Origin of the sequence: Collinsella sp. TF08-11AT (assembly GCF_003437035.1) — a bacterium.
Lineage (GTDB): Bacteria > Actinomycetota > Coriobacteriia > Coriobacteriales > Coriobacteriaceae > Collinsella.
Genome location: NZ_QSRL01000003.1, coordinates 164,965 through 178,618, shown reverse-complemented (window position 1 = coordinate 178,618; position 13,654 = coordinate 164,965). Strand labels below are relative to the sequence as shown.

The window sequence follows — 13,654 nt, the reverse complement described above, 5'->3', positions numbered from 1 at the left end:
GCAGGGCCGACTCGCTTCGAATCGGGCGCTACACCAACTTTCTCGACACTACCTACTTTGAGAAGCTCGATTTCAGTACATCCCTTCGAACAGCCTTTTACGGTGGCTAAAGTCACCGATGCCAAGTATGCAGAAATGCTTCTTGATGGCGACGTTTACGCAAGGCCGTTGAATGCTTTCGGGGGTTGGGACCGGCTTGCGAATATACAGAATGATCCATCAGTAAATAATTCGTTCTGAGGCGACTGCAAAGAAAGCGCTATTCGTAACGAAAAATGGATGTACGGCGACATAACTTTAATCGATGGTACCGAGACACAGTTTATGAAGTGCTATTCGACTATGGCGCTCCAATATCACCCAGAAAGCAAGAAATGGGAGCATGCAAATAAGAGGGTCGCACAATTTGGAGATACGGCGGTTGTAATTACGGATTTGGAGCAGTTCGTCGATAGGATTGCCCTTGTACTTACTAAACAATATGGCTGCGACCACTGCCTGCTCTTGGCGGATAAGGTGAACTACTATTGTCTAGGCTCCACTCAGAACTTAACTCCTATGTATTCAAAGGGAGCCTCGTATTCTTGGCAAAATGAATTCAGGATCATATTTTGCGAGGCAATTCCAAACAGAGAGAATAAATTCGCGAGGCCGGATAAAGATGGAATCTTTCGGCCTAATGCTCAGTCAACGATATTGTCGTTAGACGACGTTCATTTGGACATAGGCGATATTAGGGATATCGCCTATGCAGTACCGGTTGGCTATTTAATTTATGGTTCCTGGTGGCTCGGCCATGCTATTCGTTTAGCAACTAATAGTTCTAAAGGAATTACAAGACTCGAGAATCTTGCAATTAACACTCGAAATGAAATGCGAGATTACGAAACGCCGGCAGTAAGACTCTCAATGACCATCTACTGATTGACTGCAGCCTCTTTCGACATCCGCCATTTAGGCTTTTCGAATCACTCAATTGTTGGATAAACAAATAGGCGCCAGAACATCAACTAGCGTGATACTCTGGCGCCTTTATTACGGATGAACTATAGAGGATCATACCGCCCCGACCCAGGCGGCCATCTGTCCCCTAGTCCCTCTTAAACAGATCCCTCGTGTACACCTTGTCCGCCACGTCCGCGAGCTCATCGCTCCAGCGGTTGGCGACGATCACGTCGCACTTCGCCTTGAAGGCCTCCAGGTCGTGGGTCACCTCGGAGCCGAAGAACTCCGGCGCGTCCAGCGTGGGCTCGTAGACCACCACGGGCACGCCCTTGGCCTTCACGCGCTTCATGACGCCCTGGATGGAGCTCGCACGGAAATTGTCGGAGTTGGACTTCATCGTCAGGCGGTACACGCCCACGACCGGCTTCGGCTTACCCTCGTAGACGCGGTCCCAGACCATCTGCAGCACCTCGTCGGCCACGAAGTCCTTGCGGGTGCGGTTGGCGTCCACGATGGCCTCGATCAGGTTCTGCGGCACGTCCCTGTAGTTGGCCAGCAGCTGCTTGGTGTCCTTGGGCAGGCAGTAGCCGCCGTAGCCGAAGCTGGGGTTGTTGTAGTGCGATCCGATGCGCGGCTCCAGGCAGACGCCGTCGATGACGTCGCGGGTGTTGAGGCCGCGGACCTCGCAGTAGGTGTCAAGCTCATTGAAGTAGGCTACGCGAAGAGCCAGGTAGGTATTGGCGAACAGCTTGACGGCCTCGGCCTCGGTGGTGCCCAGCACGAGCTCCGGGATGCCCACGGTGCCGTCGGCGTTCACGCGCTCCAGCTCGGCTGGGTCCGCTCCTTGGGCAAGCAGGCGTGCGAAGCGCTCGGCGGCAGCGACGGCGTCGGCATCCTCCTTCGGCGCGCCCACAACGATGCGGCTGGGGTGCAGGTTGTCGTAGAGCGCCTTGCTCTCGCGCAGGAACTCTGGGCTGAAGAAGATCTTGCTGTCGCCCAGCCTCTCGCGAAGCCCCGCGGTGTAGCCCACGGGGATCGTCGACTTGATGACGATCCAGGCGTCCGGGTTCACCGAGCGAACGGCGGCGATGGCGGCCTCGACGGAGGAAGTGTCGAAGAAGTTCCTGTCCGAGTCGTAGTTGGTAGGCGTGGCGATGACGGCGTAGTCGGCGCCCGTATATGCCTCGGCCACGTCGACCGTGGCGTGCAGGTCGAGCTCGCGCTCCCCCGCCTTTGCTTCCGCCAGGAATCGCTCGATCTCGTCGTCCTGGATGGGCGACACATAGTTGTTGATCTTCTCGACCTTCTCGGGCACGATGTCCAGAGCATGCACCTCATTGTGCTGCGAGAGCAGGACGGCGAGGGACAGGCCGACGTAGCCGGTACCGGCGATAGCGATCTTCATGTCATTCTCCAATTGTCAAAGAACGGAATAAAAAACGACTTAGTGGTTGTGTTTCAAGGAATTAATAGATTCAGAGATGTCAGAGTAATCAACCAAAAGGAAGAGACTGGCAGCCATGTTGCGCAACGTGTCATACCAGGACTCAAGTTCATGATCTGACATGCTTCCGAGAGGTTCGAAATACTTCTTAGAGTCCTCTGATGCATTGTTATGACGAATATTAAGCGAGTTAACTAGGTAAAAGAAATCAGACGTAAGACGCTTAGACAGAGCTTCAAGGCACTCCCGCTTAGGCTCGAGCTCGCGAGCGAACTTAGATAAATATTGACGCTTGCGATCAAGGTCTCCCTTGTAGCGCCAGTAATCAAAGGTAATTAAATCTATCGCCACTTCAGCAGGGGAGCACTCGGCTGAAGCGTTAATCAAATCGTTCCTCGGCACCAAGACGAAAATGCCCTTAACTTCGGATTCCTGATAAGAAATCTTGTTGCAAATAGCTCGAATATGTTTGATCAAAAATAGTGACTCCTGCATGCAGTCATCTATATTTTGCATGTGTATAGCGAAGTTTAATATGTATTCGCATAACAAGAGGAGCCTATTAAGATCCACGGTTGATAAATCATCATCAGTTGAAAACGTAAAATTATGTCTATGATTAAAATCCCAAAGGGAAATCGCAGTACCGGCGAAAGGCATCAAGCCGAAATACATATTCATCAAGCTATAAAAGGAACACTGATCAGGAGGGTCAGAATCATAGAGAAGATGAACGAGGCTGTAATATTCGTCCGAAGGACTGAACTCACTATTCAGAAGAATATCAGCGAAACTACGCCTGCTCATTAGAGCTCAACCATGTAATAGCTCTTATACCATTTAGCAAAGGCACGAAGACCGTCTTCTAGCTTGGTAGCAGGTCTATAACCAAAGTCCCGCTCTAGCGCACTTGTATCAGCGTAAGTTACAGGAACATCGCCGGGCTGCATTGGAACAAGTTGCTTATGCGATTCGAAGTCGTAATTAGGAGGCAAAACACCTTCTTCAACGAGCACGCGCTGAAGGGTATCAACGAAATCAAGCAAATTTTCAGGATTCGAATTGCCGATATTGTAGACGCGGTGAGCAGCCATCGGGAGACCGTCTTCGCCTATTCGCACTTCCGGCGCATTGTCCATTACACGGCGCACGCCCTCAACGATATCATCAACATATGTAAAATCGCGTTTGCAATTACCCATGTTGAAGATCTTGATGGTGTCCCCGCGGCGCAGCTTCTCGGTGAAGCCGAAGTAGGCCATGTCGGGCCTGCCCATGGGGCCGTACACGGTGAAGAAGCGCAGGCCGGTGGCAGGGATGGAGTAGAGCTTTGAGTAGGCGGCCGCCATGAGCTCGTTGGACTTCTTAGTGGCGGCGTAGAGCGACACCGGCGAGTCGACTCGGTCCTCCTCGGAGAACGGAACCTTCCTGTTGCCGCCGTAGACCGAGCTGGAGCTGGCGTAGACCAGGTGCTTCACCGGGTGGTGGCGGCAGGCCTCGAGCACGTTGAAGAAGCCCACGAGGTTGCTCTCCAGATAGGCGCGTGGGTTCTCGATGGAGTAGCGGACGCCTGCCTGGGCGGCGAGGTTCACAACGACGTCGAAGCCGTTCTCGGCGAACAGACGCTCGATGAGGGCGGCATCGCACAGGTCGCCGCGCACGAAGGTGAAGCAGCCGTCTGCGTCGGCCTCGGCCAGCATGCGCAGGCGCGCGTCCTTGATGCCGGGGTCGTAGTAGCTGTTGAGGTTGTCGAGGCCGACAATAACGTCATCGGTCTCATCAAGCAGCTTCTTGACGAGGAACGCGCCGATGAAGCCGGCGGCGCCCGTCACGAGCACTTTACTCATTATTCTCCTATCATAGAATTTAAGACTCAGGATATCTCATCGTGCCGCACCAAATTCGACAAGTAGTCTCATCAGGACCTCTACGTATATTTCGGCGTAGCTTTAATGGCAGACACTTTAATGACTATTACGAGATTGTATTGTTGCTTCCCCTGCCTGCAAGCCAATCGCTCTTCAGCAGTGCCATAAGTCGCATGTCGACATAGCGGCCATGCTTGTATTTTGCTTTTCTTTTAATGCCTTCGTACTGGAAGCCAAACTTCTCGTAAAGATGTCGAGCACGAGCGTTATCTTCTAGGACAGTTAACTCGATCCGACGTAAGTTCATATCAAGAAAGGCATGCTCTATCATTTTCTTTACGGCAAACGAGCCGATGCCTTTGCCTCTATTTTCGTCGTTGCCCACCATGATATGAAGTTCGCAGTTTCTGCTCACCCAGTCAATCCCAGCTAGAGTAACGAGACAAAGGGGCTTGGCGTTGCCGTCCTCGCACACGCAACACCGTATCGTATTGCTGCGATTGTTTAAGTAATTCTCAAACCAGCGATAGTCGACGTCGGGCCCAATGAATCTGTAGGGCGCACCTAAGTAACTCATGAGCTCTTCGCTACTCCGCCAGCCATTAATAACGGGCACATCTTCTCGAATAAGCTCTCTGATGCTCAATATTCTATTCATTGCAATCACTTGCCTGGCAATCGCCGTCGGAACGGGGGGCCAGAAAACAATCCTCGCTATCGAGCAAAATGGGCTCAATATCTACATCACGCAAAAACACGAATGGTTTTTCAAATACATGAAAAGGATCGCGCTCAACGCGAAGGGCGCCACCGTCTTCCATAATACGAATCGAGTCTTCAATTAAGTCGAAACCAGCCTCGGCCAGGACACCCGTGTAGGCCATGTGCCTGATATTAACCTCAGTAACCTTCAGGTTTCCCTTAGAATCCTCTTTCAAATCAAAAGACAGGATTCCGTGCGCTGCGAGGTCAAGTTTGCGCTCAATGTATTTAATACAAGAATCACAGAATTCGTTGACAGTCTTGTCGTTGAGCAGGCGACCAAAGCTCGTGTTGCCCGTGACATGCGATGGAGCAATGTTTGCCATTACGTATTCAGCACATTCAAGCGCTGCACCCTTTACGTATTCACCCTTGTAATACAGCATCTCGTTCGCAATATGCCGCCCAGTGAGAAATTCACTCACGGTAAACTCAGGAATCTCAGAGTTGATAAAGAGCCAACTTTTGTAGCTGCTAAGGTCGTCAAGTCGCAATGAGCCGAGACCGCCTGTCCCCTCGGTAGCTCTTATCCAACAGGGGAACCCAATTTCATTTTCAACCGCATCAAACCTTGGCTCGTCCTGGGTAACCTTGATTGTCTTAGGGATAAAATCCGTACCCTCGAGAACCTCGGCCATGATCGCCTTGTCACGCAGGGACCCGGATAGCTCCGTCGATCCCATAAAGGTCACACAAGGGAAATGCCCTGTTTGATCGAAATGTTTCCCCCACTCGACAATCTCAGACTCGGGCTGCACAAAGGCAAAGTCAATAGACTCACGCTCTACCAGCTTTTCAATCCAGCTGAAATAGTCTGCCGAGTCACACCTTGGACAGACATACTTTGCGTCGAGGAGTCCATCCATAAAGAAGCCAATTGCTTTCGGGTTTACATCACATCCTATGAGTCGATACTCAGGATGAGTTGTCCTGATTCGGCGTGCGATGGATCTCGGAGTAAGACCACCGATTCCCGTTATAAGTACATTTTTCACAGTTATCACACCTTTCATAGCAAATTGCTCTTTTGCAAAAGACATCGTTCTATTTGAGCAAGAAATGCGGAAGAAACCTTGCAAGGCCGAATCTGTTGGCAACATCGATTAGCGTATCCCGTTGTTCTCTACGCGACACAAGTAGGGCTAAGTAAAGAAGGCAGTACAGTGGGATTACAAGAAAATGAGCGGGAATGAACGGAATCAACACCACTAGAAGATTGCAGACGAATGAGTCAAGGACACATATAACGAGGTATGGCAGAAGAACCTTAAAGGTTTCGGTTATAGAAAGCGAGAGTCTGGTCTTGCAAGCGATTAAGTGCGAACCTGAATACGAGAACAGGGTTACGAGAGGCAAGGCAATTGAGAAAACATCAAAACCCGCTTTTGCACTGAAAAACATGCAAGGAACGGTTGCTGCGAGATATGCAAGTTGCACAGCAACGGACAACCTAGGTTTTCCCAGAGACCGGTATGCCTCAGAGGCCATATATCCGATGACAACTGAAAATGCACTTTCCATACCGTAAAGCCCAAGAAAAGTGGATGCTTCGACCCACTGATCACCTAAAAACACAAGCACAATCGATTCGCGAAAGACGAATAGCGCGAAGGCAATTGGCACAACGAACATTGCTAGATAGCTTTGCATTTTGAAATATGCTCTATCAAACTGTGCTCTGTCTCCTTGCATTCTCGAAAGCGTCGCGAATATGACGGGAGTAACCGCCGAAGAGATAAGCCCAGTCGCTGCAGAAACAAGGGAGACAGTTGTTCTGTACAGACCTAGGTAGTAGGCGTCAAGTACGTTACCCAGGATAAACGATCCCGCCCAACCAGCAAGCCAGATGGTAAACGCCTCTAACAAGGTCCAAGCACTGAAGCTGAACATGCGCTTTAAATATCGAAAGCTGTAAGAGAAAGTCGGTTTCCAGTTTGACTCAATTGTCAGCCAAACGGCTAGAAGTGCATTGCTCGCGATGGTCGCCACAATCATCGACCAATAGCCGAAACCTGCAAGCGCAAGTGGTACAGCAACAACAAGAGTAAGAAGGGACGATCCAAATCGCGAAGAGAACAGGACCTTAAACGAAAGCGCCCTTTGATAGAGCGCCGTCTGAACACTGATTGCCGCTGTAAGTGGAAGAACTGAACTCGCAACGGTTATCGCCCAACCAATTGTGGTATCCCCCAACAACGCAGCAAGGCCATCACGGAATAGACCGATGAGAAACCAGAGGAGAAACGATACGGCGAGGTTAGTCCAAAAAGCGACATTTGCGTAATCGTGAAGGTCTGCATCAGTCTTAAACTCGTGTTGCACGAGATATTTCTGGAAACCAGCATCGGAAAACATGTTGGCAAAAGACGTCACCATGGTAACGAGCGCGATTACGCCAAATAGATCCGGCGTAAGAATATGCGCCAACACTAAGGTCGTAATTGGCTGAATAATCTTAGAAGCGATTTGCGTAAGCAATGACCATTTAGTTGCAGTAACCGCTTTCTTGCCAATTGTTTGTTCGCCCAAAATAACTCCTATAGCAAAAGAAACTTGTAACTACTCAGATCACCACGAGCGCAAGCCAAACATAGAGAGACCGTTGACCATGTAAATACAACCGCACAAATGCAATCGTGCTCCTTTTTTGACCAGGCTGAACTTAGAAGCATGAGAACAAGAGGCGACACTAGTGAAAGAAGAACTGACGTGCGCAAGAAAATTGAATAGTCAAAAGGAAGAGACATGACGGCAACCATTGTGATAAGGACAATAAACAGAGCAAGGTTATTACGCACGATTTGATCCACCGTACAGTCGATTCTAAAAAGCTTTATAAGCAAATAGACAGTAATGGCAATCTGCAGAGAGTGAATAATGACTTCCCATATATAGAAATACGATTCGCCAGCAATATAGTCAGTCGCCTTGTCAGACAGGGCATTCAAGTACGAACCGCCATATCGCATCATAAGAAAAATAATTAATAAAACGAAAGCTGTTGAAATCAATTTTTGAAGCATATTCTTGCTGTTCGTGAAGCATATATGGACAACTCTTAGAATGACGAGTGCAAGTCCGAACGAATGAAACAATGCGGCTACCAAGTAGTAGAGGATGTTTTTAAAAGGACTTCTGCCTGTAAACTGTTCCGTATAAAACGCTCTGAATACAAGCGCCGTAGCTAAATAGGACCTGATATTACTAATCACTTGAAAAAAAATTCCAGAGCTCATGCAAAGAAAAATTGCAAGGGCAACGATTTTGACGTCGATTTTGAGCCTCTCTGCAAAATCCCAATAACAAGAAAAAACAAGTGAATAGAACAATGCACAAGAGATCATCGGAAGCAGGGCATCGACTCTTAACATTCCAATAGCCCAGAAATAGATGACCATAACAGGCGTTGATGAATGGGAGCACGCTCTTGCTATATCGTAAATATCCATCGTTCCATATAGATGGAGTGCATAATATAAGCGGGACAAGTCTGCGCCCCGGTTCGGTATAAATATAAATGCTAAGAAAGCAAGCGCTGTGATATAGAGAAGCAGGCGTTGCTTTATCTGTTTGCCATTAGCAACATATAGGCTATTACACGCAACAATTAATACCAAGAAGAAAGTCGCTGTGCCCAGCATGCGCTCGAATAAATACATTACGGACGTCCGTTCGCGGAATACGCCCTGTTCAAATCAATCCACGACCCAATCATGAGATCATCTTCATATTTTTCAAAGGGGCACAGTCCACTTGCGTCGAAGAAAGTCATTTCGCCGAGTTTTAATTGATCGCGGTTGATGTACCAATCAACTCTAACATGGGGAATACCGGCAGAAAGAATCCTAGAAAGACGTAGCATTTCTTCAAGTTGTTTGGGAGCGGCCGGGGTTACGTCTGTAAGCGGATACCCTGGCTGACGAATATCCAAATGATTCCATTGAGGATCAAAAGTATCCTGTGTGTGGTTAGAGTATCGCCCTTTGTGTAACTGAATCATCTTGGGCTCCCCAGAAAAGCAAAATACCTTATAGTCTGCAGTTGATCCGGTTTCATCCGGCTCAAGGTACTCCTCAGCGAACACAAGGGGTTTTACATCCTTGTATGGCCATTCACGGGCGTAGTAAAAAAGATTCTTCTTCATCATCGCGGCAAGGCGCTTTTTCGCATAGGAGAAATCGAACGTTTCTTTATCCCTGCAGATTGCAACATAGCCGCTATAGTGATTAGCTTTCATGACAAATTGCTCGGGAAGCACGTTCAAGTCAATCTCGTCAACGTCTTTCCAGATCGCCAAGGTAGGAACAACATACTGGGCCCCAATTTTGCTTGAAACCCATTCCTTAACCGCCAATTTGTCAACAAGTGTTGTATAGAGCGGATTTCTATCGTGCAGCTTTAGCCATTGAAGTTTTTCATTAAAAGATTTGGGGTTGTTCAAATCCAAGGTATGGCCCATATAGGCTCGAAACTCAGCCTTAATGGCGGTCTCATCAGAAATGAAGGGCTTTTGGCATAGCCTCAGAACGAGACCGGCCCATGCCTCGGACGGACTCTTAAAGGCCTTTGCGATTTTAGACTTTGCGGTATTCTTCAATGCGATACTCCAAACTAATTCAAACAGCGCTCATACTCATCATGCGTTCTATGGGCTATCTGCTTCCACTCGTACATTCGTGAGAGCTCCAAGCCATTACGCCCCCGCTCAATTAGCTCTGATTTGTTTTCGCAAATCTCTGAAATAGAAGCGGCGATACCCTCGGCAGAATTGTCAGAAGTCCATCCCGCCTTGGCACAGTCAACCTCACCTCTCATGTTGCTTCCGTCAGTGGCAAGACAAGGCAAACCATATGAGAGGGCTTCAAGCATGCTCATGGGGTGTCCCTCATATCTCGAAGTAATGACGAACAGGTCCGAATTCTCTAGCAACTTGTCCTTATCCGGGCCAAACACCGGAGGGTTAATTGTCACGAGGTCAGTGATGCCCTTTTCGATTGCATCTTTTTCGAGCTGATCTGCAGATCCATTCTCGCTGGAACCATACAGATTGATACAGAAAGAAGCCTCTCGCATGATATCCTGTGCGATTTCGACTGCATTTAATAGAAGATCGAGACCCTTATGATCAATATCAAGTCTACCGATTGAAACTCCACGTATCCCCTCATGCTCCACTGCTACACGCGAGCGAGTCCTTGCAGTGATTCCATTGGGCAAAATAACGCAGGTGGAAGAATTGAAGCCCTTAGAATCGTCTCGCTCCCTATTAGTGAGAAAATGAACCGCAGCAGATCCTCGATAGAAGCTGTTAAAAAACACGAGGTTGCCGAATATCTTTTTGAGCCTCTTTTGAGATTGAGCTCTCTCGGTCATACTTCCGCGCGGAATGATGATGTATGGTATTTTTTTTCGCTTAAGCTCAAAGACTGTCTTATCGAATGGAAACTCATAGAAGCCTTCATAGACAACAAGATCTGGGTTGTTGAAGGGTTCTGGAAGCGCTGAGATGGAGCCGTCAGGGTATTCGTCAAGGGTGTGGCAAGGAACAGCGCCCGTCTTCCATTCATCTCTGCAAACATAATTCAGGTTATACCAAAAAACGTTGTCAACAGCAGCCTGTGCGTTAACCTGCTTTGGAACGCTATTGCTTGGGCCTGTAGACAGGCGACCGCTGAGCTTTGAAATAAAAACGATATTCATGCGTATTCCTATATGGTTTCCAGCAATTCGGCAAGCTCTCGATAAGTTCTGCTCCTATCAAATAACTCCTCGGCACATTTTCTAGAATTAACACCCATCTTGGTCCTAAGATCGTCATTATTGACAAGGAGACTTAAGGCTTTGGCTGTTTCCTCCACGGATCCACAGGAGCAGTTCACACCCATGGAGTAGCATTCAACAAGATTGCGATATTCGGGGCTTTCTTGGGTATTGATAACCGGAACGCCAGCTGCGGCATAGTCGGCATGTTTATTAATAATGCTGCCAGCAGAACCCTTCTTAATGGGATTGATGGCTATATCAGAAGCACTCAGGAGCCTACACATATAACCATATGGGAGCCTGCCCGTAAACCTGCAGTCAATCCCAGTCTCGCTTGCATGTTCCTTGAACTGCGCCTCGTAAGGGCCACTACCCATGACAAGAAAACGAATCCTACGCTCGGTACGATCTTGAGCAATGCGTACAGCATCTATTGCGAGATCCAAGTCATAGCTATTACCCAAAGTTCCACAATAGGCAAGCGTGATGGCACCGTGATTACAGGCATTACCTCCGGTCGAAACATACGAATCGAACTCAGAAAGATCGGTCCCTAGATACACTATTTTCTTAATTGCAGCCTTGGAATTGGCTAAAGAAGCTCTTCGCATATAAGTTTCAGACACAGCAATAATGGCATCAGCGGAAGAGTAAGCCTTGTCAGCAAGATTTTTAAATGGAATAAATGCTAGGCTGCTAATAATTGGAACGTTAAACGCCATAGCAAATGCCTCGGGCCATAGGTCTTGAACGTCCAAAACGAAACGACAGCCAATCTCTTTACAGTACTCGCCGACCTTAGCAGGAGCAGTCAGCGAGGGTATGGCGCAGTAGATAAGGTCAGGCTTCTTACGACTCCGTAGATACTCAAGGACGTTTGCACCCCATGTTTGATGGCTAAAGAACCTCTGTGGTGAAATGTTCTTGGAATAGCCAGGCTCATCAACAAGAGTGACCTTAAAAGGCAGGTCAACAATTTCCGCAGCATATCTCTGCTTTTTTTCACTGTGTGAAAAACTACTCGTAATAAGTTCAACAGAATGGCGTTTGGATAGCAATTTGGAAAGATAAAGAAATCGATTGTTACCGTTTCCACTAAGGTTGCTGCAGAAATTCGAAATAATAACGATATCCATCGGCTTTATTCCTGACTCAATCTATCTATTCCGCTTCCTCGGTTCTCTTGAATTGTCTTGAGAAGAGCCTCACCAAGCCATGTCATCTCTTCGATACCGTACCTTTGGTCGCAAGGTACGCTTACTTCCCTCTCGTATAAGACCTCACTATTCGAATCAAGCATCGGAATCCGATGATCCCTCGGCCAGTGCGAAGGGCAGTAGATCCGTTTGAAGGCCAAATTTGACCTGACTGTGTTTTTGTCAACGTCATCGGGCAACAGTAGGGGGACGAACAGGGGAACAAACGTGTTCGGCAATTGATCGAATAATAGATAATCGCCGAGGAATTGACGCAAACAGTTGTAATTCTCCCTACGTCTAGCAGCCAAGTAACATGAATTAAAGTGTCTAGCAGTTTGACTATCCTTTGGATCTCCCGCATAGACCCCGCAGGGCTCTAGCATTGAGTTTGCTTGAGAAAAAATCGCAAGATACTTTTTTTCTCCATCCTGCTCCATATACTTCTGTTTTTCGATGAATGCACAACGGCGAAGCTTCTCAAACTCACCAAGCCTGCCCGTAGGAGCTTCAGCAACAAAACCATCTCGGCTCCAAGCGTAACCGCCGGTCGCAATCCCCATCCACTTTCTTAGACTACCTACTACATAATCGCCGAGCCAAACATCTCGATTAAGAACAGAATGAGTGATGTCGTTGATCACGACACCCGAATAGTCGCCGGGGTACTCGGGCTCCTCAAAGCCAAAATAGGACATAACCAGCAGTACGTCACATCCCATAGCAAGAGAGAAATCGCGCTTAAGATCACCTTCTCGCATAAAGCTAACGGGATAAAAGGTCAACTTAAAGCCACGCTGGAAGAAGGGCTCAATCATGGACCCGCAACACCAGGAAGGAAGAGCTGCCGACGAAGCAGAAGGATTCTTTTTTAACAGATCATCGAGGACATGCGCAATGGCGGCGCGGCCCGAAACTAGCCAATGTATGTCAGCCGGAAATAATCCATTGTCATCGTCTACGAGCGGAGTCTCCCAGAACTCGCTCCCGATTTCTTTAATCACGCGACTTGGTTCCCCCTACCGCATTACTCCTAATTTCATGAAGAGAGCCCGGATGATTTTCGCCTTGACCAATATCACTGCGCCTTAAAACGACGATTACGGTTTGGATAATAATGAGCAAATCTGTTTTCAACGAAAGCTCGTCGACATACTCAAGGTCATACGAAAACTTTTCTTCCCATGAGATTGAGTTGCGACCCATCACTTGAGCCAAACCGGTCAGACCTGGTCTCACGTCATGTCTGTGATGTTCTTCAGGGGTGTAATAAGGAAGGTAAACTGTAGCAAGGGGTCGAGGCCCGACGAGGGACATATCGCCTTTAAGTATATTTATAAGCTCGGGGAGCTCATCAATACTCGTCGAACGCAAAGCCTTCCCAAACGGAGTAAGACGCTGAGAGTCAGGAAGGAGGTTGCCCTCTTCGTCGCGTCCGTCTGTCATGGTTCGAAACTTAAATAGCTTAAATAGTTCCTCTTCACCGGTCTCCGAATTCCTTCGGCCAGGCCTAATCTGTTTGAAGAGAATCGGCGAACCTAATTTCACCCTCACAAGCACGGCGGTTACAACAAGAATCGGACTAAGGACAACAAGAGCAACCACCGAAAGCAATATATCAAGCGCTCTCTTGACGAATCGCTCATAAATCGAGGGTGAATGACCCGTCACATTCG

Annotated in this window: 14 protein-coding genes; 2 read left to right on the top strand and 12 right to left on the bottom strand. The window is 48.2% G+C overall.

Translation table 11 applies throughout. From position 1 onward, the window contains the following. Positions 1-240 (top strand): hypothetical protein (locus tag DXC79_RS10160; protein ID WP_233502984.1); only part of this gene is annotated, 240 nt, incomplete at its 5' end. Positions 241-279: 39 nt separating this feature from the next. Beyond that, positions 280-924: a hypothetical protein gene (locus DXC79_RS03820; protein WP_117635213.1), complete on the top strand. Its 645-nt coding sequence runs from the start codon at positions 280-282 to the stop codon at positions 922-924. A 166-nt stretch (positions 925-1,090) separates the two neighbouring features. Here the strand turns inward: DXC79_RS03820 and DXC79_RS03815 are convergent, their stop codons facing one another. From DXC79_RS03815 to DXC79_RS03760, 12 genes are all read right to left on the bottom strand, one after another. Continuing rightward, the gene (locus DXC79_RS03815) at positions 1,091-2,350 is read right to left on the bottom strand and encodes a nucleotide sugar dehydrogenase (protein WP_117635212.1); all 1,260 of its coding nucleotides are present in this window, start codon (positions 2,348-2,350) and stop codon (positions 1,091-1,093) included. Positions 2,351-2,389: 39 nt separating this feature from the next. Beyond that, the gene (locus tag DXC79_RS03810; protein ID WP_117635211.1) at positions 2,390-3,196 is read right to left on the bottom strand and encodes a hypothetical protein; all 807 of its coding nucleotides are present in this window, start codon (positions 3,194-3,196) and stop codon (positions 2,390-2,392) included. Next, the gene (locus DXC79_RS03805; protein WP_117635210.1) at positions 3,196-4,236 is read right to left on the bottom strand and encodes an NAD-dependent epimerase/dehydratase family protein; all 1,041 of its coding nucleotides are present in this window, start codon (positions 4,234-4,236) and stop codon (positions 3,196-3,198) included. The genes DXC79_RS03810 and DXC79_RS03805 overlap by 1 nt, the downstream gene beginning before the upstream one ends. A gap of 127 nt (positions 4,237-4,363) precedes the next feature. Beyond that, entirely contained in the window at positions 4,364-4,903 is a 540-nt protein-coding gene (locus DXC79_RS03800; protein WP_199408637.1) for a GNAT family N-acetyltransferase, read from the bottom strand. A gap of 4 nt (positions 4,904-4,907) precedes the next feature. Next, positions 4,908-6,032 carry a hypothetical protein gene (locus DXC79_RS03795; protein ID WP_158550961.1) on the bottom strand — a complete coding sequence of 375 codons (1,125 nt, stop codon included), beginning with the start codon at positions 6,030-6,032 and terminating at the stop codon, positions 4,908-4,910. 31 nt (positions 6,033-6,063) lie between these two features. Further along, the gene (locus tag DXC79_RS03790) at positions 6,064-7,548 is read right to left on the bottom strand and encodes a lipopolysaccharide biosynthesis protein (protein ID WP_158550960.1); all 1,485 of its coding nucleotides are present in this window, start codon (positions 7,546-7,548) and stop codon (positions 6,064-6,066) included. Between the two features lie 8 nt (positions 7,549-7,556). Further along, positions 7,557-8,678, bottom strand: a complete 1,122-nt coding sequence (locus DXC79_RS03785; RefSeq protein ID WP_117635207.1) for an EpsG family protein — start codon at positions 8,676-8,678, stop codon at positions 7,557-7,559. Further along, the gene (locus tag DXC79_RS03780) at positions 8,678-9,616 is read right to left on the bottom strand and encodes an ATP-grasp fold amidoligase family protein (protein WP_117635206.1); all 939 of its coding nucleotides are present in this window, start codon (positions 9,614-9,616) and stop codon (positions 8,678-8,680) included. The genes DXC79_RS03785 and DXC79_RS03780 overlap by 1 nt, the downstream gene beginning before the upstream one ends. Before the next feature lie 14 nt (positions 9,617-9,630). Beyond that, a complete protein-coding gene (locus DXC79_RS03775) occupies positions 9,631-10,719 on the bottom strand; it encodes a glycosyltransferase family 4 protein (protein WP_117635205.1) in 1,089 nt (362 codons plus the stop codon). Positions 10,720-10,727: 8 nt separating this feature from the next. Continuing rightward, the gene (locus DXC79_RS03770) at positions 10,728-11,918 is read right to left on the bottom strand and encodes a glycosyltransferase family 4 protein (protein ID WP_117635204.1); all 1,191 of its coding nucleotides are present in this window, start codon (positions 11,916-11,918) and stop codon (positions 10,728-10,730) included. A gap of 5 nt (positions 11,919-11,923) precedes the next feature. Continuing rightward, entirely contained in the window at positions 11,924-12,982 is a 1,059-nt protein-coding gene (locus DXC79_RS03765; protein WP_117635203.1) for a hypothetical protein, read from the bottom strand. Then, entirely contained in the window at positions 12,975-13,649 is a 675-nt protein-coding gene (locus DXC79_RS03760) for a sugar transferase (RefSeq protein ID WP_304466279.1), read from the bottom strand. The genes DXC79_RS03765 and DXC79_RS03760 overlap by 8 nt, the downstream gene beginning before the upstream one ends. Between the last annotated feature and the right edge of the window lie 5 nt (positions 13,650-13,654).